Source organism: Pseudomonas sp. 8_5_2, assembly GCF_059295255.1.
In genome coordinates, this window is sequence record NZ_CM181238.1 from 1,732,133 (window position 1) to 1,756,623 (window position 24,491).

Here is a 24,491-nt window from a genome sequence, read left to right on the forward strand (position 1 = left end):
TTATTGTTTTTGTTGGGTTTTTTTGGCGCGCAGGCGCCCCGGGCGGCCCATTCCGGCGGGCCGACGGTGTTGCGATCAATGCAAAGGGGAGAAAGGGCGGCGTTGCGCCGCCCTGCGACTCAGTGCTGGTGACAGGCGTCGTTGTGCACAGCGCGATCGGCGCCACCGAGGATGTTGAACAACACGTTCAACACCAGGGCACTGACCGTGGCCATGGCAATACCGCTGTGGGTGATGGGTTCCATCCACTGCGGCATTTGCGCAAAGAACTCCGGACGCACCACGGGGATCAGCCCGAAGCCGACACTCACGGCAACCAGCAACTGGTTGCGGCGGTCGCCGATGTCCGCTTCCTGCAGAATCTTGATCCCGGTGGCGGTGACCATGCCGAACATGGCAATGGAGGCGCCGCCCAGTACGGCAGGCGGGATCGAGGCAATCAGGAAGGCCGCCTTGGGCAGCAGGCTCAGCACGATCAGCAGTGCACCGGCGACGATCGTGACAAACCGGCAGCGCACCCCGGTCATCTGCACCAGGCCGATGTTCTGGGCGAACGAGGAGTGGGTGAAGGTGTTGAAGAACCCGGCGATAAACGATGCACCGGCATCGCACAGCAGGCCGCGACGCAGCATGCCTGGGGTAACTTCGCGATCGGTCACCTTGCCCAGGGCCAGGAACATGCCGGTGGACTCGACGAAGATGATCACCACCACCAGGCACATGGACAGGATCGGCGCCAGGCTGAAGGTCGGCATGCCGAAGTGAAGTGGGGTTACCACTTGCACCCACGGTGCGTCGCTCAGGCCGGACAGATCGACCATGCCGATGGAACCGGCCAGGATGTAGCCCAGGCCCATGCCCACCAGCACCGACACGTTGACCCAGAAGCCACGCATGAAGCGGTTTATCAGCAGGATTACCGCCAGCACCAGGCCGGCTACCATCAGGTAGATTGGCGAACCGAAGGCTTCCGCTTCATGGCCGCCACCGGCCCAGTTGACTGCCACCGGGAACAGTGACAAGCCAATCGAGGTGATCACCGTGCCGGTGACCAGTGGCGGGAAGAAGCGTACGACCTTGGACATGAACGGCGCGATCAGCATGCCGAAGAAGCCGGCGGCGATGGTTGCACCGAAAATCCCCTGCAGGCCTACGCCCGGCATGCCGGCCATGGCCACCATGCTGCCGACGGCAGCAAAACTGGCACCCATCATCACCGGCATGCGGATGCCCACCGGGCCGATACCGAATGACTGGATGATGGTGGCGACGCCAGCGACCAGCAGGTCGGCGTTGATCAGGAAAGCGACTTCTTCACGGGACAAACCGGCGGCCTGACCGATGATCAACGGCACAGCGATTGCGCCACCGTACATCAGCAGGACGTGTTGCAGGCCAACCAGTATCAGTTGGAACAAGGGCAGAGGTTCTCGCGGCGGCGCAACAGGGATGTACGCCTTGCGTGACTCGGACATGCAGCACCTCGAGTTTTGTTTTTATTCTCGGATCCAAGCGGCAGGCCCAAGCGGCAGGCTCCCGGTGAAGAGAGCCTGGAATTCCCGCTTGAGTCTGAACGCTCGATGCTAGCTTGTTGCGTATGGCTTGAAACCGAGGCCGGCAATACCGGCCTCTTCGCGGGTGAACCCGCTCCCACAGGAGCGGCGAGATCCCGAGAGTTGTGTATCAGTTCACCGGGGCGCCTTTGGCGATCCAGTCACCGACCAGCTTGCGCTCTTCGGTGGTCATCTGGGTGATGTTGCCCAGCGGCATGATCTGGCTGGCGACCGCTTGCGCCTGAATGCGCGCGGCCTGGGCCTGGATCTGCTGCGGGGTGTCGAACATCACGCCGGCAGGAGCCGCGCTGAACAGTGGGCTGGTCGGCTTGGACGAGTGGCACACGGTGCAGCGTTCCTGGATGACATTGTGGATCTTGTCGAAAGCGTCACCGCCAACCTGCGCCGTGGCCTGGGCAGGAGCCTGGGCTTCAGCGGCGGGTGCTTCGGCAGCCTTGGCGGCGTCCTCGGCGCGCTGCTCGGCAGCGGTCTTGCCACCTACGGCGGTCGCCGGCAGCGGCTGGTACTCGATCTTCGCTGCGGCTTGCTCCGGGCTTACGGCCATCGGTTTCGGGCCGGTGACATAGGCCAGGCAGATCATTGCCAGGGCGCCGACGGGCAGGGTCCAGGCGTACTTGTTGCTGTCATGGCGGGTGTTGAAGTAGTGGCGGATCAGTACCGCGGCCACTGCAATGCCAGCCAGGATCAGCCAGTTGTACTGGCTACCGTAGGTGCTCGGGAAATGGTTGCTGATCATGATGAACAGCACCGGCAGGGTGAAGTAGTTGTTGTGACGCGAGCGCAGCAGGCCCTTGGCCGGCAGTACCGGGTCAGGTGTCTGGTTGTTCTCGATCGCCGCCACCAGCTGGCGCTGGGCCGGCATGATGATGCGGAACACGTTGCCGACCATGATGGTGCCGATGATCGCGCCGGTGTGCAGGTACGCACCACGGCCGCTGAACACCAGGCTGAAGCCCCAGCATGCAGCAATGATCAGCACGAACAGGACACCGCCGAGCAGCGCTGGCTTCTTGCCCAGAGGCGAGTCGCACAGGAAGTCGTAGATGAACCAGCCGGCGACCAGCGAGCCGATACCGATGGCCACACCTTCGGCGCCGCTCAGGGTGCTGCCAGGGGCCAGCAGGTACAGCGCCGGGTTCCAGTAGAACACCACGCACAGCAGGGCGATACCGGACATCCAGGTGAAGTAGGCTTCCCATTTGAACCAGTGCAGGTTCTCGGGCATTTTCGGGGGTGCGAGCTTGTATTTCTCCAGGTGGTAGATACCACCGCCGTGAATCGCCCAGAGATCACCCGACAACCCATCGCGCGGGTTGCTTCGGTTCAGGTGGTTCTCCAGCCAGACGAAGTAGAACGATGCACCGATCCAGGCGACACCGGTGATCATGTGAACCCAGCGAATGCTCAGGTTCAGCCATTCGTGAAGGTGTGCTTCCACAGTATGTACCTCTGCCAGTCACCGTTCAGGTCGAAACCCGGATGACCGACCTTCTCTTATTGGTGGGGATTGAGGACCAGCATTTGTTCCTCGGTGAAGTAATGCTCATCGCAGTTGTTGCCAGAACCACTGCGATCAACCACCAGGAAGTCATCCCGCTTTTCGATCGTCAGCACCGGGTGGTGCCAGACGCCGCGATGGTAATTGATGCCCTGCCTGCCATTACTGCGGAAGGCGCGGACCAAACCTGATACAGGTGCATCGCCAACTGGCGCGACCACGATCAGAAAGGGGTTGCCGAGCAGCGGAATGAAAGCCTGGCTGCCCAGCGGATGGCGTTCCAGCATGCGCACGGTCAGCGGCATGTCTAGCGCGTCGGCGCGGAAGATGCTGATGATCGCCTTGTCTTCAGGCTCGGCGGTTTCGACCGTGGCGAGCTTGTGAAAGCGCATGGTCGAGCCGTTGTTGATCATGAAGTGGTCGCTGCCGTCGGTTTCGATCACGTCTCCGAACTGGGCAAAGGCTTCTTTGGTCAGGGGCTCGATCATCAGGGTGCGCATGCGGGTCTCTCTTATATGTTCGTTGTACTGAAAAAGGTTCGGCTGTCGCTTACAACTGCAGCAGGCGGAACAGGGCGATCAGATTGATCTGCGCCAGGGCTTCCTTGAATTCGGCATCGGCATCGTTGTGGATGCGTTTTTCGAAGGCGGCCAGGATCTGGTGCCGGTTGCTGCCCTTCACCGCCATGATGAACGGGAACTGGAACTTGGCCTTGTAGGCATCGTTCAGCTCGGTGAAACGGGCGAACTCTTCGGCGGTGCACTGGTGGATACCGGCGCCGGCTTGCTCATTGGTGCTCGATTCGGTCAACTCGCCCTGGACGGCGGCCTTGCCGGCCAGGTCCGGGTGAGCGTTGATCAGCGCCAGCTGGTCGGAGTGGTTGGCGCTGAGCAGGATGTCGCTCATGCGCTGGTGCAGCGCCTCGATCTCGTCCAGTTCAGCCAGTTGCCCCAGGTCATAGGCTTTTTCGGCAACCCACGGCGAGTGCTCATAGATGTCGGCGAACGCCTCGACGAAGGCGTCACGGCCCAGGGTGGAAGGCTTGAGGGTTTTGAAGGCGGTCATCAGGCGGTCTCTTTCTTGTACGGGTGGGTGGCGTGCCAGTGGCGGGCGATGTCCTCACGACGGGCGAACCAGACCTGGTCATGGCTTTTGGCGTAGTCGACGAAACGCTTCAGCGCGGCCAGGCGCGCCGGGCGGCCCACCAGGCGGCAGTGCAGGCCGATGGAGAGCATTTTCGGTGCTTCGGCGCCTTCGGCGTACAGCACATCGAACGCGTCCTTCAGGTACTGGAAGAACTGCTCGCCGCAGTTGAAACCCTGTACCTGGGTGAAGCGCATGTCGTTGGTGTCGAGGGTGTAGGGGATCACCAGGTGCGGCTTGCCGGTGGGGTTGTTCGGCTCCCAGTAGGGCAGGTCGTCGTCATAGGTGTCGCTGTCGTACAGGAAACCACCTTCTTCCATCACCAGGCGGCGGGTGTTCGGGCCGGTGCGGCCGGTGTACCAACCCACCGGGCGCTTGCCGCTGATTTCGGTGAGGATGCGGATGGCTTCGAGCATGTGCTCGCGCTCCTGGGCCTCGTCCATGTTCTGGTAGTCGATCCAGCGGTAGCCGTGGCTGCAGATTTCGTGGCCGGCTTCGGCCATGGCACGGATCACGTCGGGGTGGCGCTGGGCGGCCATGGCCACGGCGAACACGGTCAGCGGCACGCCGCTGTCCTTGAACAGCTTCAGCAGGCGCCACACACCGGCACGGCTGCCATACTCGTACAGCGACTCCATGCTCATGTTGCGCGCACCCTGCAGCGGCTGGGCGGCAACCATCTCGGACAGGAAGGCTTCGGATTCCTTGTCACCGTGCAAGATGTTGCGTTCGCCACCTTCTTCGTAGTTGAGAACGAAAGACAGCGCGATGCGAGCGTTGCCCGGCCAGTGCGGGTGAGGAGGGTTGTTGCCGTAACCGATCAGGTCGCGAGGGTAGTCAGCGCTCACTGCAGTCTTCCTTCTTGTGCGTTAGTGCGGGTGGTGGGCGGGCCGCGTCGGTATGTCGCACCACCGGATGGGCTGATTGTATACAACTTCTGAAATCTTTTGTAAGCCTGTTTTTCCGCATTTCTTCCCTTTTGTCGCTTCGCAGCGCTCTGGAAATACAGTGCAAGAAACCTGCCTGATCGGTCAGCTAATGATGTTGACGTCGGCACGCAGCGTGTATTTGCGACCGATGGGTCGTTTATGGGCATGATCGGGGAGGAGCGCAAGAAGGGCCCAAAAAATTGTGTACAATTTTGCATCGGAATGTCTTAATAGCGTCATTCCCGCACATCGCAGGCCCTTTGGCGTGGTGATGGCCGTGTATTTTTTGCCCACAGATTGAACAAGAGGCGACAAGCAATGGGACGTTTGACCACACACGTACTGGATGCCGCGCATGGCTGCCCCGGCAGCTCGATCAAGGTCGAGCTGTACCGCGTCGAAGGCCAGCAGCTGGAGCTGGTGAACACCGCCCTGACCAACAGCGATGGCCGCGTCGACGCGCCGCTGCTGCAGGGTGACGACTATCGCAGCGGTGTCTACCAGTTGCAGTTCAGCGCTGGTGATTACTACCGCGCCCGCGGCGTGCAGCTGCCGGCCCAGGCGTTCCTGGACGTTGTGGTGCTGCGCTTTGGTATCGATGAACAGCAAGAGCACTACCACGTGCCGCTGCTGATTTCGCCGTACAGCTATTCGACCTATCGTGGAAGCTAGTTGGTCGCTAGAAGAATCTTCGTAGGTCCTTTGGCCCGCTCTCACACTGGCGGGCTTTTTTTCGTCTGCTGTTTTTGCATTGTCTGATCTGGCCTCTTTGCGGGTAATCGGATCGCCGCACCGCCGCACACAAACATCTATCACCTAACCCCAGGAGCGGGTTCACCGCGAAGAGGCAGGCACAGGCTAAAGCAATAGAGAAAGGGCGCCGAGGCGCCCTTGACTGGTGCAATGAGGGGTCAGAGAAACACGAACTTGGCTATGAAGATCGCGCACAACACCCACAAGCTGGCCGAGATTTCCTTGTATTTGCCGGTACCGGCCTTCAGCGCCACATAGCTGATGAAGCCCAGCGCAATACCGTCCGCTACAGAGAACGTCAGCGGCATCATGATCACCGTGACGATCGCCGGAATGCTGTCGGTGGCTTCGTCCCAATGAATGTGCGCCATGCTGCCCATCATCAGCATGGCCACATAGATCAGCGCACCCGCCGTCGCGTACGCCGGAATCATCCCGGCCAGCGGGGCGAAGAACATCGCGGCGACGAACAACAGGCCGACCACCACCGCCGTCAGACCAGTACGACCACCGGCAGCGACCCCCGCAGCGCTCTCCACATAGCTGGTCACCGGCGGTACGCCGACCACCGCACCGAACACGCTCGAAGCACTGTCAGCCTTTAGCGCCCGCGAGAGGTTCTCGATACGCCCGTCCGGCGCCACCAGATTGGCCCGCTGCGCCACGCCCATCAGCGTGCCTGCGGTGTCGAACATGTGCACGAAGAGGAACGCCAGCACCACGCTGATCATGCTGACGTTGAACACGCCAGCCACGTCCATGGCCATCCAGGTGGGTGCCAGGCTGGGCGGCATCGACATCACCCCGCCAAACTTGACCAGGCCCAGGCCCCAGCCAGCCACGGTTACGCCAATGATGCTGATCAGGATCGCACCGAACACCCGCTTGTAGCTGAGGATGGCGATCAACAGGAAGCACACGGCTGCCAGCAGCGGCCCTGGCTCATGCAGCGAACCCAGCTTGATCAGCGTGGCCGGGCTGTCGACGATGATGCCGGCGGTCTTCAGGCCGATCAGCCCGAGGAACAATCCGACGCCGGCCCCCATGGCATGGCGCAGGCTGACCGGGATGCTGTTCAGCAGCCATTCGCGCACTTTCGACAAGGTCAGGAACATGAACAGCACGCCTGAGACGAACACCGCCCCCAGTGCCGTTTCCCAGTTGTAGCCCATGGTGCCGACCACGGTGTAGGTGAAGAAGGCGTTGAGCCCCATGCCCGGCGCCAGGCCCACAGGCCAGTTGGCGTACAGGCCCATCAGCAGGCAACCCAGCGCGGCGGCGATGCAGGTGGCGACGAAGGCTGCACCATGGTCGATGCCGGCGTCGGCCATGATGTTGGGATTGACGAAAATGATGTAGGCCATGGTGATGAAGGTGGTCACCCCGGCGATCATCTCGGTTTTGACGGTACTGCCGTGTTGCTTGAGTTTGAAAATCCGCTCCAGCCAGCTCGTTTCGAGCGGTGGGGCGAGATCCAGCGCAGGGGCTTCGGATTTGCGGCTTTCCACAGCGAGTACTCCTCAAGTCTTTCTTGTTGTTGTAGGGGCCAGTTCCTGAGCGATGCACTTGGTAGCCCCAAGAGGGAAGGCAGACGTCCGACCTGTTTGTTGACTCATGGGTCAAGAAGTTGCTCGGTGGATTATGCTTTTGTGTACAAAGAATGCAAATAATGTTTTATCTTTTGTGTGCGCAATGCGTCGTACAACGGCTATATAGGTAAAACGCCCCCTGCGGAATCGCCTCAGCCTGTGTACAATGGCGCCATACTTTCTCTTCGTGCCTCGAGAGCCCATGAACGAACAGCTGCAACCTCTGAAGAAACCTGCGCGTGTCGGCAAGGCCGGCCGCAGTGGTACCCAGGACGACATCGTCTACGCGCACATCTTCGAGGCGATCCTCGAGCAGCGCCTGGCACCAGGCACCAAGTTGAGCGAGGAAGCACTGGGCGAAATCTTTGGCGTCAGCCGCACCATCATCCGCCGCGCGCTGTCGCGCCTGGCCCACGAAAGCGTGGTGCTGCTGCGGCCGAACCGCGGTGCGGTGGTGGCCAGCCCGACGGTAGAAGAGGCGCGCCAGGTGTTTTTCTCGCGGCGCATGGTCGAACGTGCCATTACCGAACTGGCCGTGCAGCACGCCACCCTCGAGCAGTTGAACGAGCTGCGGCAGATGGTGCGTGAGGAGCGCGACAGCTTCTCCCGGGGTGACCGGGGTGCCGGCATCCGGCTTTCCGGCGAGTTCCACCTCAAGCTGGCCGAAGCGGCGGGCAATGCACCGCTGGTCAGCTTCCAGCGCAGCCTGGTGTCGCAGACTTCGCTGATCATTGCCCAGTACGAAAGCGGCAACCGCTCGCACTGCTCGTATGACGAGCACATGCAGCTGATCGACGCCATCGAGGCGCGCGATGCCGACCTGGCAGTGAACCTGATGATGCACCACATGGACCACATCGACAGCAAGCTGAACCTGGACGAGGAGAGCGCCTCGGACGACCTGCATGCGGTGTTCTCGCATTTGCTGAAAAAGCCCAAGGTTTCGGCCAAGGGTTGATCGTTTGCCTGGCTGATTGAAGGGGGCCGCTTCGCCGCCCATTCGCAGCACAAGGCTGCTCCTACGGGCATCGCGTAACCCCTGTAGGAGCAGCCTTGTGCTGCGAATGGAACGCGAAGGGGCCCCAGTCATTTCTGGCCATCAGCCAAAGGTCTGCTAAATTCTTGTGGGCAAACCTTCATCAAGCAGTTGGGCTTGCGCATCCGTTGCGTTCCACTACTTGTTGAGGAAAGGTCCATGACCCTGTCTCTGGGTAAACGAATGGGTGCCGAGCTGATCGGTACCTTCTGGTTAGTGCTTGGCGGCTGTGGCAGTGCGGTAATCGCAGCCAGTTCCCCTTTGGGCATCGGTGTACTCGGTGTCGCCTTCGCCTTCGGCCTTACCGTGCTGACCATGGCCTTCGCCATCGGCCATATCTCCGGTTGTCATCTCAACCCCGCCGTGTCCTTCGGGCTGGTGGTGGGCGGGCGCTTCCCGGCAAAAGAGCTGTTGCCCTACGTGATAGCCCAGGTGATCGGCGCCATCCTGGCGGCCGGGGTGATCTACCTGATTGCCAGCGGCAAGGCCGGTTTCGAGCTGTCTTCGGGCCTGGCATCGAACGGCTACGCCGACCACTCGCCAGGTGGCTACACGCTGGGGGCGGGCTTTGTCAGCGAAGTGGTGATGACGGCGATGTTCCTGGTGGTGATCATGGGCGCAACAGACGCCCGGGCGCCGGCCGGCTTCGCACCGATCGCCATCGGCCTGGCCCTGACCCTGATCCACCTGATCTCGATCCCGGTCACCAATACCTCGGTCAACCCCGCGCGCAGCACGGGGCCCGCCTTGTTCGTCGGTGGGTGGGCGTTGCAACAGCTGTGGCTGTTCTGGGTGGCGCCGCTGATCGGGGCTGCAATCGGCGGCGCATTGTACCGGGGCCTGGCGAAAGAACCTTAGCGCTGGTGCACGCAGCGCCCGGCAGCGTAGGTTTCGCGTATGGTACGGTCGTCGCCCAGGGTGGTGAGCACGAACAGGGTCTCTTCGATGCTGTTGGACTGCTGGATGCGGTAGTCCAGCAGCGGCGTGGCCTTGTAGTCCAGCACCACGAAGTCGGCATCATTGCCGGTGCGCAGGCTGCCGATGCGATCGTCCAGGCGCAGTGCGCGGGCACCGCCGAGGGTGGCCAGGTACAGCGACTTGTACGGGTGCAGGCGCGCGCCTTGCAGCTGCATCACCTTGTACGCTTCGTTCAGGGTGTTGAGCAGCGAGAAGCTGGTGCCGGCGCCGACGTCGGTGCCCAGGCCGACGTTGACCTTGAACCGTTCGGCCTGCGGCAGGTTGAACAGGCCGCTGCCAAGGAACAGGTTGGAAGTAGGGCAGAAGGCCACCGCCGAGCCGGTTTCGGCCAGGCGCTGGCACTCGTCGTCGCACAGGTGCACGCCATGGGCGAACACCGAGCGCTCGCCCAGCAGTTCGAAGTGGTCGTAAACGTCCAGGTAACCCTTCTGCTCGGGGAACAGTGACTTGACCCAGTCGATTTCCTTGAGGTTTTCCGACAGGTGCGTGTGCATGTACACGCCCGGGTGCTCCTTGAGCAGCTGGCCCGCCAGGGTCAGCTGTTCAGGTGTGCTGGTGGGCGCGAAGCGCGGAGTGACGGCGTAATGCAGGCGACCCTTGCCGTGCCAGCGCTCGATCAGGGCCTTGCTTTCGGCGTAGCCGGATTCGGCGGTGTCGGTCAGGTAGTCCGGGGCGTTGCGGTCCATCATCACCTTGCCGGCGATCAGACGCAGGTCCAGGCGCTCGGCCTCTTCGAACAGGGCATTGACCGACTCGGGGTGCACGCTGCCGAACACCAGTGCAGTGGTGGTGCCGTTGCGCAGCAGCTCCTTGAGAAAAATCTTCGCTACCTGGTCGGCGTGGTTCTTGTCGGCGAACTGCTTTTCGCAAGGGAAGGTGTAGGTGTTCAGCCAGTCCAGCAGCTGCTCGCCGTACGAGCCGATCATACCGGTCTGCGGGAAGTGGATGTGGGTGTCGATGAAGCCCGGGGTGATCAGTGCGTCCTGGTAGTGCTGCACCGGGATGTCGGCATCCAGGCTTGGCAGCAGTTCGCTGGCGTGGCCAATGGCGCTGATACGGCCATCGTCGACTACCAGCAGGCCGTCTTCAAAGTACTCATGGGAAGCCTCCAGGCCCACCTCGGCCGGGTCGGCGATGCTGTGCAGGATGGCGGCACGGTAGGCTTTGCGGGTAACGGTCATAACACACTCGTCATAGGGCTTGGCTGCGCCGGGAGGGCGGCAGCAACTGGGCAATGGGGCCGGCATTGGCAGCAGCATCGTGCTGGCCGAAGCAGGCGTTGTAGGTGGCGATGATTTCGCCGGCGATGGACACGGCGATCTCGATGGGCAGCTTGCCCTTGACCTCCGCCAGGCCCATGGGGCAGCGCATGCGCGCCATCACGGCCTCGTCGAAGCCGCGCTCGCGCAGGCGGTGCTCGAACTTGACGCGTTTGGTCTTCGAGCCGATCAGGCCGAACCAGGTGAAATCGTTGCGCTTGAGAATGGCGGCGGTCAGCTCCATGTCGAGCTGATGGTTGTGGGTCATGACGATGCAGTAGCAGCCTGGCGGCAGTGCTGCCACTTCGTCGACCGGCTCTTCACTGACCACTTTGGTCACCCCGTTGGGGATGAACTCGGGGAATTCCTGCTCGCGCGAGTCGATCCAGCGCACCCGGCAGGGCAACGCGGCGAGCAAGGGTACCAGAGCCCGGCCGACATGGCCCGCGCCGAACACGGCGATCTGCGCCTGTACCGCCGCCATGGGTTCGAACAGCAGCACGGTCACCCCGCCACAGCATTGGCCCAGGCTGGCCCCCAGGCTGAAGCGCTCCAGGTGCGGGGTAGTGCGCTGCTCTTCGAGCATCTGCCGGGCGATGTGCAGGGCCTTGTATTCCAGGTGGCCACCGCCGATGGTGTCGAACAGGCCGCTGGCACTGACCACCATCTTCGAGCCGGCGTTGCGCGGGGTAGAGCCGCGCTCCTCGATGATGGTCACCAGCACGCAGGCTTCGCCCCGGGACTGGTGGTCGGCGAGGGCGTTGATCCATTGGTGCATGATCCATAACCTCTTTTAAGGTCTTCCACAGTCCCTGTGGGAGCGGGTTTACCCGCGAATGCGAGGGTGGAATTACCGCCGCCTTCGCGGGTGAACCCGCTCCCACAGGGTTCCTCGCTGTCAGTGAGGAGCGGTTTCCAGTTCCTGTTCGGCAGGCTGCGTGGCAGCCACCGCCTTGCGCATCTGCTCGCACCCCCACAACACCCGCTCCGGCGTCGCCGGCGCATCCACCTGCGGCTGCAGGCGATAATCGGCCAGGCTGGCCACGGCGTCCTTGATCGCACACCAGGCGGCGATGCCGAGCATGAACGGTGGCTCGCCCACGGCCTTGGAGTGGAACACGGTGTCTTCCGGGTTCTTGCGGTTTTCCACCAGCTTTACCCGCAGGTCGATCGGCATGTCGGCCACCGCCGGGATCTTGTAGCTGGCCGGGCCGTTGGTCATCAGCTTGCCCTTGGCGTTCCACACCAGTTCTTCTGTGGTCAGCCAGCCCATGCCCTGGATGAAGCCGCCCTCTACCTGGCCGATGTCGATGGCCGGGTTCAGCGAGTCGCCCACGTCGTGCAGGATGTCGGCACGCAGCATCTTGTATTCGCCGGTCAGGGTATCGACGATCACCTCCACACAGGCGGCGCCAAAGGCGAAGTAGTAGAACGGCCGGCCGCGTGCCTGGCTGCGGTCATAGTAGATTTTCGGCGTGCGGTAGAAGCCGGTGGTGGACAGCGATACCTGGGCGAAGTACGCCTGCTGCACCAGTTGCTCGAAGCTGACGATCTGGTCGCGCACGCGCACATGGCCGTTGCGGAACTCGACGTCTTCCTCGGTGACCTGGTAGTGCCGAGCGGCAAACTCGGTCAGGCGCTTCTTGAGGATTTCGGCCGCGTTCTGCGCCGCCTTGCCGTTCAGGTCGGCACCACTGGAAGCAGCGGTGGGCGAGGTGTTGGGCACTTTGTCGGTGTTGGTGGCGGTGATCTGGATGCGGCTGAAATCCACCTGGAAGACCTGCGCCACCACCTGCGCCACCTTGGTGTTCAGGCCTTGGCCCATCTCGGTCCCGCCGTGGTTCAGGTGGATGCTGCCATCGGTGTAGATGTGGATCAGCGCACCGGCCTGGTTGAGGAAGGTGGCGGTGAACGAAATGCCGAACTTCACCGGCGTCAGTGCCAGGCCTTTTTTCAGGATCGGGCTGTTGGCGTTGAACCGACGGATCGACTCGCGGCGCTCGGCGTAGTCGCTGCTGGCTTCCAGTTCGGCGGTCATCTCCTCGAGCATGTTGTGCTCGACGGTCTGGAAGTAGTGGGTGACGTTGCGCTCGGTCTTGCCGTAGTAGTTGGCCTTGCGCACCGCCAGCGGGTCGCGGCCCAGGTGGCGGGCGATGTGGTCCATCACCTGCTCGATGGCGACCATGCCCTGCGGGCCGCCAAAGCCGCGGTAGGCGGTGTTGGAGGCGGTGTTGGTCTTGCAGCGGTGGCCGTGCACGGTGGCGTCGCCCAGGTAGTAGGCGTTGTCGGAGTGGAACATCGCGCGGTCGACGATCGAACCGGACAAGTCGGGCGAGTAGCCACAGTTGCCGGCCAGGTCGAAGTTGATGCCATGCAGGCGGCCGTCATCGTCGAAGCCCACGTCGTATTCCACGTAGAACGGGTGACGCTTGCCGGTCATGGTCATGTCCTCGACCCGCGGCAGGCGCATCTTGGTCGGCTGGCCGGTCAGGCGCGCCACCACGGCACACAGGCACGCCGGGCTGGCGGCCTGGGTTTCCTTGCCACCAAAACCGCCACCCATGCGGCGCATGTCCAGCACCACCTTGTTCATCGGCACGTCGAGCACTTCGGCGACCAGCTTCTGCACTTCGGTGGGGTTCTGCGTGGAGCAATAGACGATCATGCCGCCGTCTTCAGTGGGCATCACCGAGGACACCTGGGTTTCCAGGTAGAAGTGCTCCTGGCCACCGATGTGCAGGGTGCCCTGGATGCGGTGCGGAGCGCTGGCCAGGGCAGCAGCCGAGTCGCCGCGCTGGTGGGTATGGCTGTCGAGGACGAAGTGCTTCTTGCGCAGCGCCTCGACCACGTCCAGCACCGGCTCCAGGTCTTCGTACTCGATGATCGCGGCCATGGCGGCGCGGCGCGCGGTTTCCAGGTCGCGGGCGGCGACAGCGAGTACCGGCTGGCCAAAGAACTCGACCTTGTCGATGGCCAGCAGCGGGTCGCCGGCCACCACCGGGCCGATGTCCTTGAGGCCGGGGATGTCTTCGTGGGTGATGGCGATACGCACGCCCTCGAATGCATAGCAGGGTGTGGTATCGACGCGCAGGATGCGCGCATGAGCGCGGTCGGCAGTGCGTGCGTACACGTGCAGCTGGTTGGGGAAGTCCAGACGGTCGTCGATATACACCGCCTCGCCAGACACATGCTTGTCGGCGCTGTCGTGCTTGACGCTGCGGCCGACACCGGTGGTCAGGTCCTGGCTGAACAGTTCGGCCATCTCGGCCTGGCTCTTGGCTACGTGATGGTTAGACATAAGCGGTCACCCGGGTCTCGATGTGCGGCGTTTGCTGTTCGATGAAGTACTTGCGCAGCAGGTTCTGCGCGGTCAGCAGGCGGTATTCCTTGCTGGCGCGGAAGTCGCTGAGCGGGGTGAAATCCTCGGCCAGAGCCTGGCAGGCGCGCTCGATGGCGGCCTGGTTCCACGGCTTGCCGCGCAGCGCCGCCTCGCAGGCGCGGGCCCGCTTGGGGATCGCCGCCATGCCGCCGAAAGCGATGCGCACGCCGCTGACCACGCCGTCTTCGATGCTCAGGTTGAAGGCGCCGCACACGGCAGAGATGTCATCGTCCAGTCGCTTCGACACTTTATAGGCGCGGAACGCCCAGTCGCTGGTGGCGCGTGGCACGATGATCTTCTCGATGAACTCGCTGTCCTGGCGGGCAGTGATGCGGTAGTCGATGAAGTAGTCTTCCAGCGGCATCACCCGTTGCCGCTCGCCCTGGCGCAGGACAATCTGCGCATCCAGCGCGATCAGCAGGGGCGGCGAGTCGCCGATCGGGGAGGCGTTGCCGATGTTGCCGCCGAGCGTGCCCTGGTTGCGGATCTGCAGCGAGGCGAAGCGGTGCAGCAGGTCGCCGAAGTCGGGGTATTCCTGGTGGAGCGCGCCGTAGCAGTCGGTGAGCGGGGTGGCGGCGCCGATCTGCAGATGGCTGGCGGTTTTTTCGATGCGCTTGAGTTCGGCCACGTGGCCGACATAGATCATCACCGGCAGGGTCTTGTGAAACTGCGTGACCTCCAGCGCCAGGTCGGTACCGCCGGCCAGCAGTCGCGCTTCGGGGTGCGAACTGTACAGGTCGGCCAGGTCGGCCACGGTCAGCGGCACCAGGCAACGCTTGTCGCCGCTGTTCAGCTCGCCGGTCTGGGTCGGTGCGATGGCCTTGAGGCGGCTGATGGTCTGCGCTTGCTGGGCATCGAACTGGTCGCGGCAGGGCTGGCGGCAACTTTGTTCGGCGGCATCCAGGATTGGCCGGTAGCCGGTGCAGCGGCACAGGTTGCCGGCCAGGGCTTCCTGGGCCAGGTGCAAGTCAGGGCCGCTGCTGTTCTTCTGCAGGGCAAACAGTGACATGACGAAACCGGGGGTGCAGAAGCCGCACTGCGAACCATGGCAGTCGGCCATGGCCTGTTGCACGCTGTGCAGCTGGCCCTGGTGCTTGAGGCCTTCGACGCTGATCAGTTGCTTGCCGTGCAGCGACGAGACGAAGGTCAGGCATGAGTTCAGGCTGCGGTAACGCAGGCTGTCGTTGCCCTGGTCGTCCTCGGTCAGTTCGCCGACCACCACGGTGCAGGCGCCGCAGTCGCCGCTGGCGCAGCCCTCCTTGGTGCCGGGTTTGCCCAGGTGCTCGCGCAGGTACTGCAGCACCGTCATGTTCGGGTCCAGGGCATGCTCGCTGCGCAGCTCCTGGTTGACGAGAAACTGGATCACGGGGGTGGCCTCGCAATGGTTTTATTGTTGTTGGGCGGACTCTAAGCAAGACCTGTCCAGCAGGTCAATATTTTTCTGACTCAAAGGTCAAGAAAATGCCCGTATCCATACCCGCCCGATCAGTACGCCCATATCACAAGCATAGATCGCGCCGCGCGCATGGCTGTCTGACAGGTCAAATAAACCGCCTGGCCCCTCTGCGCCAGCAGCGATCAAGTACGCTACAATCCGCCCCTTGTGCGAGCTCAACGATTTTGAAGGAAAACCATGACGTTCAAGGCCCCGGACAGCCTTTCCGAGCAGATTGCCGATTACCTGGCCGAACGCATCATTCGCGGCGAGCTGGCGCCAGGCGAGCGTATCCAGGAGCAAAAGGTTACCCAGGCGCTCAACGTCAGCCGCGGTTCGGTGCGCGAGGCGCTGCTGATCCTCGAGCGCCGTCACCTGGTGGCGATCCTGCCGCGTCGCGGTGCCCACGTGACCGAGCTGGACGAGCGCAGTGTGCGCAGCCTGTGCGCGCTGATGGGCGAGTTCTACATCCTGCTGGGCAACGCGGTTGCGCAAAAATGGCGCACCGATGCCGACCTGCGCCCGTTCCTGGACATCCAGCAGCGCCTGCAGCGCGCCCATGACCAGCTGGACATCAAGGCGTTCGTCGCTGACAGCTTCGCGGTCATGCGTGCGGCCTACCCGTTTGCCGACAACCCGTACCTGCAGGAAACCGTGGAAAACCTGCAGCCAGCCATGAGCCGCGCCTACTACCTGTCGCTGGACCAGCGCCAGGCCAACATGATCGACTACCTGGACCTGTTTGCCCGCCTGCTTGACGCCGTGGTTGCCCGTGACCTGCCGCGCATTCGCGAGGTGCTTACCGCCTATGGCCAGCGCAGCTGCGAACTGGTGCTGGCGGCGCTGGCCCGAGGCTGACCGATGCGCCTGAAATGCATTCGCCTGGCCGGGTTCAAGTCATTCGTCGACCCGACCACGGTCAACTTCCCCAGCAACATGGCGGCCGTGGTCGGCCCCAACGGTTGCGGCAAGTCCAACATCATCGACGCGGTGCGTTGGGTGATGGGCGAGAGTTCGGCCAAGAACCTGCGCGGCGAGTCGATGACCGACGTCATCTTCAATGGCTCCAGCGGCCGCAAGCCGGTCAGCCAGGCCAGCATCGAGCTGGTGTTCGACAACAGCGAAACCACGCTGGTGGGCGAATACGCCGCCTACGCCGAGATATCGATCCGCCGCAAGGTCACCCGCGACGCGCAGAACAGCTATTACCTGAACGGCACCAAGTGCCGGCGCCGCGACATCACCGACATTTTCCTGGGCACCGGCCTGGGGCCGCGCAGTTATTCGATCATCGAGCAGGGCATGATCTCCAAGCTGATCGAGGCCAAGCCCGAGGAACTGCGCAATTTCATCGAAGAAGCCGCCGGCATTTCCAAGTACAAGGAGCGCCGCCGCGAGACCGAGAACCGCATCCGCCGCACCCAGGAAAACCTGGCCCGCCTGAGCGACCTGCGCGAAGAGCTGGAGCGCCAGCTGGAGCGCCTGCACCGCCAGGCCCAGGCCGCCGAGAAGTACCGCGAGTACAAGGCCCACGAGCGCCAGCTGAAGGCGCGCCTGTCGGCGTTGCGCTGGCGCGATCTGGACGAGCGCGTGCGCCAGCGCGAGTCGGTGATTGGCGACCAGGACGTTTCGCACGAAGCGTTGGTGGCCGAGCAGCGTAATGCCGATGCGAGCATCGAGCGCCTGCGCGACGGCCATCATGAGTTGTCCGAACGCTTCAACCAGGTGCAGGGCCGCTTCTACTCGGTGGCCGGTGACATCGCCCGGGTCGAGCAGAGCATTCAGCACGGCCAGCAGCGCCTGCGCCAGTTGCAGGACGACTTCAAGGAAGCCGAGCGCACGCGGCTTGAAACCGAGTCGCACCTGGGTCACGACCGCACCCTGCTGGCTACCCTGGGTGAAGAGCTGGCCATGCTCGAGCCCGAGCAGGAACTGACCCTGGCCGCCGCGGAAGAGGCTGCGGCGGCCCTGGAAGAGGCCGAGCTGGGCATGCACGGCTGGCAGGAGCAGTGGGACAGCTTCAACAGCCGCTCTGCCGAACCGCGCCGCCAGGCCGAAGTGCAGCAGGCGCGCCTGCTGCAGCTGGAGGCCAGCCTGGAGCGCCAGGCCGAACGCCAGCGCAAGCTGGGTGAGGAGCGCGAACAACTGGGTAGCGACCCGCAGGACGCCGCCATGCTGGAACTGGCCGAGCAACTGGCCAGTAGCGAAATGCAGCTTGAAGAGCTGCAGCTGTCCGAAGAGCAGGTGGTCGAGCGCCTGGAAAACCTGCGTCAGCAGCTGCAACAGGCCACCCAGGCCCAGCAGCAGGCGCAGGGTGACCTGCAGCGCCTCGGTGGCCGCCTGGCTTCGCTGGAAGCCCTGCAGCAGGCGGCACTGGAGCCAGGTGCCGGTGCTGCCGACTGGCTGCGTGGCCAGGGCCTGGAGCAACAGCCGCGCCTTGCCGAAGGGCTGCGGGTGGAGCCGGGCTGGGAATTGGCGGTTGAGACAGTGCTCGGTGCCGACTTGCAGGCCGTGCTGGTAGATGATTTCAGTCGTCTCGATTTCGCTGGCCTGGAACAAGGTGAACTGCGCTTGCTGGTGGCCAGCAGCGTCAGCCCGGCATTGCCCGGCAGCCTGCTGGCAAAGGTCGAAGGCCGTATCGACCTGGCGCCCTGGCTGGGCCAGGTCAAGCCCGTGGAAGACCTGGCCCAGGCGCTGGCGCAGCGCGCATCGCTTGGCGAAGGCCAGAGCCTGGTCAGCCGCGACGGCTACTGGGTGGGTCGGCACTTCTTGCGCGTGCGCCGTGGCAGTGAAGCCGAGGGCGGCGTGCTGGCGCGCGGCCAGGAAATCGAGCGGCTGGGCCAGCAGCAGCTGGAACAGGAAGCGGCGCTTGAGCAGCTGGAGCAGCAACTGCAGGCCTTGCGTGAGCAGCAGCTGGGCCAGGAAGAACAACGCGAGCAACTGCGCCGCCGCACCCAGGAAGAAAACCGCCTGCATGGCGAGCTGAAAGCCAGCCTCTCGGCCAGCCGCGCCCGCGCCGAGCAGGTCGAACTGCGCCGCCGGCGCCTGCAGGAAGAACTGGCCGAGCTGGAGGAGCAGCGCGCCCTGGAGCACGAGCAACTGGGCGAAGGGCGCTTGCTGCTGCAGGAAGCCCTGGAACTGATGGCTCAGGACACCGAACAGCGCGAGCAGTTGATGGCCCGCCGCGACACCCTGCGCGAAAGCCTCGACCGGGTGCGTCAGGATGCCCGCCAGCACAAGGATCACGCCCACCAGCTGGCCGTGCGCCTGGGGTCGCTGCGTGCCCAGCACGACTCCACCCGTCAGGCCCTGGAGCGCCTGGAGCAGCAGGCCGCGCGCCTGACCGAGCGCCAGCAGCAACTGAGCCTGAACCTGGAGGAGGGCGAGGCCCCGCAAGAAGAGCTGCGCCTGAAGCTGGAAGAACTGCTGGAGCGGCGCATGAGCGTCGACGAGGAAATGCGCCTGGCCCGCTTGCACATGGACGAAGCCGACCGCGAACTGCGCGATGCTGAAAAGCGCCGTACCCAGGCCGAGCAGCAGGCCCAGCTGCTGCGTGGCCAGCTGGAGCAGTTGCGCCTGGAGGCCCAAGGCCTGGATGTGCGGCGCAAGACCCTGCAGGAGCAGTTGCTGGCCGATGGCTACGACCTGCAAGGGGTGCTCGCCACCCTGGAGGCCGAGGCCAGCGAACAGGCCACCGAACAGGAGCTGGAGCAGCTCGACGCGCGTATCCAGCGCCTGGGCGCGATCAATCTGGCGGCCATCGAAGAGTACGAGCAGCAGTCTGAGCGCAAGCGCTACCTGGACGCCCAGAACGCCGACCTGGTCGAAGCCCTGGAGACACTGGAAAACGTCATTCGCAAGATCGACAAGGAAACCCGCAATCGCTTCAAGGATACCTTTGATCAGATAAATGCCGGATTACAGGCACTTTTCCCAAAAGTTTTCGGTGGCGGCAGCGCTTATCTGGAACTGACGGGCGAAGATCTACTCGATACAGGGGTGACGATCATGGCGCGACCGCCGGGCAAGAAGAACAGCACCATCCACTTGCTGTCCGGCGGCGAGAAGGCACTGACCGCTTTGGCGCTGGTGTTTGCCATCTTCAAGTTGAACCCCGCACCGTTCTGCATGCTCGACGAGGTCGATGCACCGCTGGACGATGCCAACGTCGGGCGCTACGCGCGCCTGGTCAAGGAAATGAGTGAGAGCGTGCAGTTCATCTACATCACCCATAACAAGATTGCCATGGAGATGGCGGATCAATTGATGGGGGTGACCATGCATGAACCAGGTTGTTCACGTCTTGTAGCAGTTGATGTGGAGGCGGCCATGGCCATGGTCGACGCTTGATGCGCGACGATAGGGGCACATTCTGCAGCGAAATGCCCCCGTAAGGTGCGACAGACGGTGTAAAGTTGTCTTTGGTCGTGCTAGCTTAATGTCACTCGTTTTTTGCGTGGGTAAAACGCCTGTCAGAACATAGAGTTGGCGCCACGTGTTAAAGGGCTTTGAACCCTTTGTTTTCAAGCATATTTTTATAGAGGCACGGGATTACATGGAAATCGGTCTGCGCGAGTGGCTGATCGTCATCGGCATCATTGTCATTGCCGGGATTCTTTTCGACGGCTGGCGCCGCATGCGCGGCGGTAAAGGCAAGTTGAAATTCCGTCTGGATCGCAGTTATTCCAACGTACCGGACGAAGAGGGCGGCACTGCCGAAGTGCTCGGCCCACACCGGGTGCTGGATGCCCACAAAGAGCCTGAGCTGGACGAAAGCGACCTGCCGTCGCTCAGCGCTTCTGGGCGTGATCGCGAGCGCGAGCCCAAGCCTGCCAAGGCCAGCAAGCGCGGCAAGCGTGCCACCGCTACGGCAGAGGTGCAGCAGGGCGATCTCAACCTCAGCGCCGCTCCGCGCGAGGCCGACCTGTTTGCCGACAGCGATGACGACTTTGCCGCCGACAACACTCGCAGCAGCGGTGCGGCGCCTGCCAGCAGCAGCGTCAAGGAGCTGCCGCCGGCAGAGGAAGTGCTGGTCATCAGCGTGATTTCCCGCGACGAGGGCGGTTTCAAGGGGCCGGCACTGCTGCAGAACATCCTGGAAAGCGGCCTGCGCTTCGGCGAAATGGACATTTTCCACCGTCACGAGAGCATGGCCGGTCACGGCGAAGTGCTGTTCTCCATGGCCAATGCGGTCAAGCCTGGTGTGTTCGACCTGGACGACATCGACCACTTCAGCACCCGCGCAGTCAGCTTCTTCCTTGGCTTGCCAGGCCCGCGTCATCCGAAGCAGGCCTTCGATGTGATGGTGGCCGCGGCACGCAAGCTGGCCCACGAGCTCAACGGCGAGCTCAAGGATGACCAGCGCAGCGTGCTGACCGCCCAGACCATCGAGCACTACCGCCAGCGCATCGTCGAATTCGAGCGCCGCGCGCTGACCCAGAAGCGCTGACAGATCCAGACGAAAGAGCAGCCTGAGGGCGTGCTGGTCGGTTCGGGTACCTTTGTTGCCTGTGCTGGCCTCTTCGCGGGTAAACCCGCTCCCACAGGTACAACACTGCCCTTGAGGTTTGTGCTGTCCCTGTGGGAGCGGGTTTACCCGCGAAGAGGCCGGCACAGGCAACAATTACCTTGAACCCCACGCACCACTCCCAGGCTGCTCTTTTGCTTTGCAAGAGAAGACAAATCCCATGACCGCCGAATCCCGTATCCACGAACTGCGCCACGAACTCGACCAGCACAACTACCGCTACTACGTGCTCGACGAGCCCAGTGTGCCCGACGCCGAATACGACCGTCTGTTCAACGAGCTCAAGGCCCTGGAGGCCGAAAACCCGCACCTGGTAACACCCGACTCGCCCACCCAGCGCGTCGGCGGCCAGGCCTTGGCCGCCTTCAGCCAGGTGCGCCACGAAGTGCCCATGCTCAGCCTGGGCAACGCCTTCGAGGAAGCCGACCTGCGTGAGTTCGGCCGCCGCGTGGTTGACGGCCTCGACCAGCCCGGGGCGGTCGACTTCAGCTGCGAACCCAAGCTCGACGGCCTGGCCGTGAGCTTGCTGTACCGCGACGGCCAGTTGGTGCAGGGCGCCACCCGTGGCGATGGCACCACCGGCGAGGACATCAGCGCCAACGTGCGCACCGTGCGCAACATCCCGCTCAAGCTGCAGGGCGAGGGCTGGCCGGCGGTGCTGGAGGTGCGCGGCGAGGTGTACATGAGCAAGGCCGGTTTCGATCGGCTGAATGCTACTCAGGCCGAAGCCGGCGCCAAGACCTTCGCCAACCCGCGCAACGCCGCCGCTGGCAGTCTGCGCCAGCTGGATTCGAAAATTACCGCCAGCCGCCCGCTGGAGTTCTGCTGCTATGGCGTCGGTCAGGTTTCCGAGAGCATCGGCGACAGCCATATCGGCGTTCTCGAGCAGCTCAAGGCCTGGGGTATGCCGATCAGCCGCGAGCTCAAGCACGCGGCGGGTATCGAGGAATGCCTGGCCTACTACCGCGACATCGGCGAGCGGCGCAACAACCTGCCGTACGAAATCGACGGTGTGGTGTTCAAGGTAAACAGCCTGGCCTCCCAGCGCGAGCTGGGTTTCCGTGCCCGTGAGCCGCGCTGGGCAATCGCCCATAAATTTCCGGCCCTGGAAGAACTCACCGAAGTGCTCGACGTCGAGTTCCAGGTTGGCCGCACGGGTGCGGTAACGCCTGTGGCACGCCTGAAACCGGTCAAGGTGGCCGGCGTGACCGTGTCCAACGCCACCCTGCACAACATGGATGAAATCGCCCGCCTGGGCCTGCGCATCGGTGACACGGTCATCATCCGCCGTGCCGGCGACGTGATTCCGCAGGTGATGCAGGTGGTGCTAGAGCGCCGCCCGGAAGGTGCCCGTCCGGTCGCCGTGCCAAGCGAATGCCCGGTATGTGGCTCGCAGGTCGAGCGTACCCAGCTGGTCAAGCGCAGCAAAGGCAAGGAAACCACCAGCGAAGGTGCGGTATATCGCTGTGTCGGCCGGCTGGCGTGTGGCGCCCAGCTCAAGCAGGCAATCATTCACTACGTGTCGCGCCGCGCCATGGACATCGACGGCCTTGGCGAGAAGAGCGTCGAGCAACTGGTGGACGAAGGCCTGATCGGTTCGCCGGCAGACCTCTACAAGCTTGAATTCGAGCAGATCGTCGGCCTGGAAGGCTTCGCTGAAGTGTCCAGCAGGAAACTGCTGGACGCCATCGAGGCCAGCAAGCGCCCGAGCCTGGCGCGTTTCATCTATGCACTGGGCATTCCGGATGTTGGTGAAGAAACCGCCAAGGTGCTGGCCCGCTCGTTGGGCAGCCTGGCACGGGTGCAGCAGGCGCTGCCGCAGGTGCTCACCTACCTGCCGGACATCGGCCTGGAGGTTGCCCACGAGATCCACAACTTCTTCGAAGACGAGCACAACCAGAAGGTTATCAGGCAATTGCTGGACAGCGGCATGCAGCTGCAGGACGAAGGCGAGCTGGCGGCAGAGTTTGCGGCCAGCACCACCCTGGCCGGCATGATTGCCAAGCTCGACATCGCCTCGGTCGGCCCGACCGGTGCCGAGAAGCTGGTGGCCAAGCTCGACAGCCTGGAAAAGATCATCGCGGCCGACGGCATCGACCTGCGCCAGGCCTTGGCGGCCAAGCAGGCCGATGCCGTGCGTGAGTTCTTCAAGGATGAAGCCAACCAGAAGCTGGCGCGGGCCATCGAGGCGCAGCTGCTGGCGTTCGGCATGCACTGGAGCAGCGAGAAGAAGGTTGCCGAAGGCCTGCCGCTGGCGGGCCAGACCTGGGTGCTGACCGGCAGCCTGGAGCGCATGAGCCGCGACATAGCCAAGGACAAGCTGGAAAGCCTGGGGGCCAAGGTGGCCGGCTCGGTTTCTGGCAAGACCCACTGCGTGGTGGCGGGGCCGGGTGCCGGTTCCAAGCTGGCCAAGGCCAGCGAGCTGGGGGTGAAGGTGCTCGATGAGGATGCCTTCATCGGCTTCCTGGCCGAGCAGGGCATCGCGGTCTAACCCTTCTGCGCCACCCCTGTAGGAGCGGCCTTGCGCCGCCCCTCCCATTGTAGGAGCGGGTTCACCCGCGAATAGGCCTTTGCAGGTCACCCCTGTCCGGACAAGTCATTGAGAAATGATGACTTTTTCTCATCCAGAGGTTGTATCTGCCCCCAAGACCGGTACAATGGCGCCACTCGCTGCTCAGCGAGGCATGTAGTGGTGGCCCCATCGGTCCCCCCGCATTGATTACCCGTCAACCTGGTCAGATCCGGAAGGAAGCAGCCATAGCGGGAACATCGAGTGCCGGGGTGTGGCTGGTGGGGCCGCCTCCATTACGTAAGTCCTTAATTCTAAAGGACTTCCTCCCAAGAAAATCTAGAAGTGGGCCAGTACCGTATTGCACCTAGTGGTGCGCTGTGGACGGCATTCTAGCCGACTATAAACCGCCTTCAGACAGCCTCCACCACCACTTTTTGCTGCCGTGGTAATAGTCGTGTTCGTCAGGTTACTGTGAGGTTGCGGCCCCAATTTTCTACAGGGCAGTAGCATGCGCATTGCAGTACCCAGCGGCGTGGTACTGGCGATCAACCTAACCAAACAACTCGCAAGACTGCGTTTGATAAGAAGGTGGCTGCTGCGGCTCTAGCTGGAGCGGCAAGTACCGCTCCTTCTGGATACCCCGCAGTAGGCGTAGCAGTTGCAATTGTCAGTGTCTCCGCCATTTTTCCTACCCTATCTGTCCGCCATCATACATGAAGCCCCGCAGATCCAGGTCTGCGGGGTTTTTCATTTCGGGATTATAAATAGCATTTGTAGATAGCTCACCGTGACGGGGAAATATCAACTCACCGCTTCCGCGCGGGAAGTTGGTCGGAGCATCCCTGGTCTCAAAAGATGTGAAAGGAGAGGGGCTGGACC

Annotated in this window: 17 protein-coding genes and 1 other RNA gene; 8 read left to right on the forward strand and 10 right to left on the reverse strand. The window is 63.1% G+C overall.

What is annotated here, in order from left to right; genetic code table 11:
- Window positions 1-119: 119 nt before the first annotated feature.
- The 5 genes from AC5O5R_RS07975 to puuE form a co-directional block, all read right to left on the reverse strand.
- Entirely contained in the window at window positions 120-1,475 is a 1,356-nt protein-coding gene (locus AC5O5R_RS07975; RefSeq protein WP_172220431.1) for a nucleobase:cation symporter-2 family protein, read from the reverse strand.
- 208 nt (window positions 1,476-1,683) lie between these two features.
- Window positions 1,684-3,012 (reverse strand): urate hydroxylase PuuD, encoded by a 1,329-nt coding sequence (locus AC5O5R_RS07980; RefSeq protein WP_172220428.1) that lies wholly within the window; start codon window positions 3,010-3,012, stop codon window positions 1,684-1,686.
- A 56-nt stretch (window positions 3,013-3,068) separates the two neighbouring features.
- Window positions 3,069-3,572 carry an ureidoglycolate lyase gene (locus AC5O5R_RS07985; protein WP_172220425.1) on the reverse strand — a complete coding sequence of 168 codons (504 nt, stop codon included), beginning with the start codon at window positions 3,570-3,572 and terminating at the stop codon, window positions 3,069-3,071.
- Between the two features lie 49 nt (window positions 3,573-3,621).
- The gene (gene uraD / locus AC5O5R_RS07990; protein ID WP_172220422.1) at window positions 3,622-4,137 is read right to left on the reverse strand and encodes a 2-oxo-4-hydroxy-4-carboxy-5-ureidoimidazoline decarboxylase; all 516 of its coding nucleotides are present in this window, start codon (window positions 4,135-4,137) and stop codon (window positions 3,622-3,624) included.
- Window positions 4,137-5,063 (reverse strand): allantoinase PuuE, encoded by a 927-nt coding sequence (gene puuE, locus AC5O5R_RS07995; protein ID WP_494515155.1) that lies wholly within the window; start codon window positions 5,061-5,063, stop codon window positions 4,137-4,139. Before puuE ends, uraD begins: the two co-directional genes overlap by 1 nt.
- Before the next feature lie 399 nt (window positions 5,064-5,462).
- On the opposite strand from puuE, the gene uraH reads away from it, so the two are divergent.
- Window positions 5,463-5,816: a hydroxyisourate hydrolase gene (gene uraH, locus AC5O5R_RS08000; protein ID WP_016711727.1), complete on the forward strand. Its 354-nt coding sequence runs from the start codon at window positions 5,463-5,465 to the stop codon at window positions 5,814-5,816.
- Window positions 5,817-6,055: 239 nt separating this feature from the next.
- Here uraH and AC5O5R_RS08005 read toward each other — a convergent pair whose 3' ends face one another.
- Window positions 6,056-7,405 (reverse strand): NCS2 family permease, encoded by a 1,350-nt coding sequence (locus AC5O5R_RS08005; protein WP_172220416.1) that lies wholly within the window; start codon window positions 7,403-7,405, stop codon window positions 6,056-6,058.
- 283 nt (window positions 7,406-7,688) lie between these two features.
- On the opposite strand from AC5O5R_RS08005, the gene AC5O5R_RS08010 reads away from it, so the two are divergent.
- Complete coding sequence (locus tag AC5O5R_RS08010) at window positions 7,689-8,444, forward strand: GntR family transcriptional regulator (RefSeq protein WP_172220413.1); 756 nt, start codon at window positions 7,689-7,691, stop codon at window positions 8,442-8,444.
- A gap of 237 nt (window positions 8,445-8,681) precedes the next feature.
- Window positions 8,682-9,380 carry an aquaporin Z gene (gene aqpZ / locus AC5O5R_RS08015; RefSeq protein ID WP_172220411.1) on the forward strand — a complete coding sequence of 233 codons (699 nt, stop codon included), beginning with the start codon at window positions 8,682-8,684 and terminating at the stop codon, window positions 9,378-9,380.
- On the opposite strand, the gene guaD is transcribed toward aqpZ, so the two are convergent.
- The 4 genes from guaD to xdhA form a co-directional block, all read right to left on the reverse strand.
- Window positions 9,377-10,681 carry a guanine deaminase gene (gene guaD / locus AC5O5R_RS08020; protein WP_172220408.1) on the reverse strand — a complete coding sequence of 435 codons (1,305 nt, stop codon included), beginning with the start codon at window positions 10,679-10,681 and terminating at the stop codon, window positions 9,377-9,379. The two genes, aqpZ and guaD, sit on opposite strands and share 4 nt — an antisense overlap.
- A 10-nt stretch (window positions 10,682-10,691) precedes the next feature.
- Window positions 10,692-11,537, reverse strand: a complete 846-nt coding sequence (gene xdhC, locus AC5O5R_RS08025) for a xanthine dehydrogenase accessory protein XdhC (protein WP_172220405.1) — start codon at window positions 11,535-11,537, stop codon at window positions 10,692-10,694.
- Window positions 11,538-11,657: 120 nt separating this feature from the next.
- Window positions 11,658-14,057, reverse strand: coding sequence for a xanthine dehydrogenase molybdopterin binding subunit (gene xdhB, locus AC5O5R_RS08030; RefSeq protein ID WP_172220402.1), 2,400 nt, complete (start codon window positions 14,055-14,057; stop codon window positions 11,658-11,660).
- The gene (gene xdhA / locus AC5O5R_RS08035; protein ID WP_172220399.1) at window positions 14,050-15,504 is read right to left on the reverse strand and encodes a xanthine dehydrogenase small subunit; all 1,455 of its coding nucleotides are present in this window, start codon (window positions 15,502-15,504) and stop codon (window positions 14,050-14,052) included. Before xdhA ends, xdhB begins: the two co-directional genes overlap by 8 nt.
- Window positions 15,505-15,771: 267 nt before the next feature.
- Between xdhA and AC5O5R_RS08040 the strand changes: the two genes are divergently transcribed.
- From AC5O5R_RS08040 to ffs, 5 genes are all read left to right on the forward strand, one after another.
- Window positions 15,772-16,431: a GntR family transcriptional regulator gene (locus AC5O5R_RS08040; RefSeq protein ID WP_172220397.1), complete on the forward strand. Its 660-nt coding sequence runs from the start codon at window positions 15,772-15,774 to the stop codon at window positions 16,429-16,431.
- A 3-nt stretch (window positions 16,432-16,434) separates the two neighbouring features.
- Window positions 16,435-19,923 carry a chromosome segregation protein SMC gene (gene smc / locus AC5O5R_RS08045; protein ID WP_494515156.1) on the forward strand — a complete coding sequence of 1,163 codons (3,489 nt, stop codon included), beginning with the start codon at window positions 16,435-16,437 and terminating at the stop codon, window positions 19,921-19,923.
- A 205-nt stretch (window positions 19,924-20,128) separates the two neighbouring features.
- Window positions 20,129-21,022 carry a cell division protein ZipA gene (gene zipA, locus AC5O5R_RS08050; RefSeq protein ID WP_172286890.1) on the forward strand — a complete coding sequence of 298 codons (894 nt, stop codon included), beginning with the start codon at window positions 20,129-20,131 and terminating at the stop codon, window positions 21,020-21,022.
- A gap of 238 nt (window positions 21,023-21,260) precedes the next feature.
- Complete coding sequence (gene ligA, locus AC5O5R_RS08055) at window positions 21,261-23,591, forward strand: NAD-dependent DNA ligase LigA (protein WP_494515157.1); 2,331 nt, start codon at window positions 21,261-21,263, stop codon at window positions 23,589-23,591.
- Window positions 23,592-23,799: 208 nt separating this feature from the next.
- An RNA gene (gene ffs / locus AC5O5R_RS08060) (signal recognition particle sRNA small type) lies at window positions 23,800-23,896 on the forward strand.
- Window positions 23,897-24,491 lie beyond the last annotated feature (595 nt).

What these genes read in the sequence shown, in the direction of transcription:
- zipA (WP_172286890.1), top strand. Translation starts at nt 20,129, where the DNA reads ATGGAAATCGGTCTGCGCGAGTGGCTGATCGTCATCGGCATCATTGTC.
- uraD (WP_172220422.1), bottom strand. Translation starts at nt 4,137, where the DNA reads ATGACCGCCTTCAAAACCCTCAAGCCTTCCACCCTGGGCCGTGACGCC.
- AC5O5R_RS07975 (WP_172220431.1), bottom strand. Translation starts at nt 1,475, where the DNA reads ATGTCCGAGTCACGCAAGGCGTACATCCCTGTTGCGCCGCCGCGAGAA.
- AC5O5R_RS08040 (WP_172220397.1), top strand. Translation starts at nt 15,772, where the DNA reads ATGACGTTCAAGGCCCCGGACAGCCTTTCCGAGCAGATTGCCGATTAC.
- xdhC (WP_172220405.1), bottom strand. Translation starts at nt 11,537, where the DNA reads ATGCACCAATGGATCAACGCCCTCGCCGACCACCAGTCCCGGGGCGAA.
- ligA (WP_494515157.1), top strand. Translation starts at nt 21,261, where the DNA reads ATGACCGCCGAATCCCGTATCCACGAACTGCGCCACGAACTCGACCAG.
- AC5O5R_RS07985 (WP_172220425.1), bottom strand. Translation starts at nt 3,572, where the DNA reads ATGCGCACCCTGATGATCGAGCCCCTGACCAAAGAAGCCTTTGCCCAG.
- AC5O5R_RS08010 (WP_172220413.1), top strand. Translation starts at nt 7,689, where the DNA reads ATGAACGAACAGCTGCAACCTCTGAAGAAACCTGCGCGTGTCGGCAAG.
- uraH (WP_016711727.1), top strand. Translation starts at nt 5,463, where the DNA reads ATGGGACGTTTGACCACACACGTACTGGATGCCGCGCATGGCTGCCCC.
- smc (WP_494515156.1), top strand. Translation starts at nt 16,435, where the DNA reads ATGCGCCTGAAATGCATTCGCCTGGCCGGGTTCAAGTCATTCGTCGAC.
- guaD (WP_172220408.1), bottom strand. Translation starts at nt 10,681, where the DNA reads ATGACCGTTACCCGCAAAGCCTACCGTGCCGCCATCCTGCACAGCATC.
- xdhB (WP_172220402.1), bottom strand. Translation starts at nt 14,057, where the DNA reads ATGTCTAACCATCACGTAGCCAAGAGCCAGGCCGAGATGGCCGAACTG.
- aqpZ (WP_172220411.1), top strand. Translation starts at nt 8,682, where the DNA reads ATGACCCTGTCTCTGGGTAAACGAATGGGTGCCGAGCTGATCGGTACC.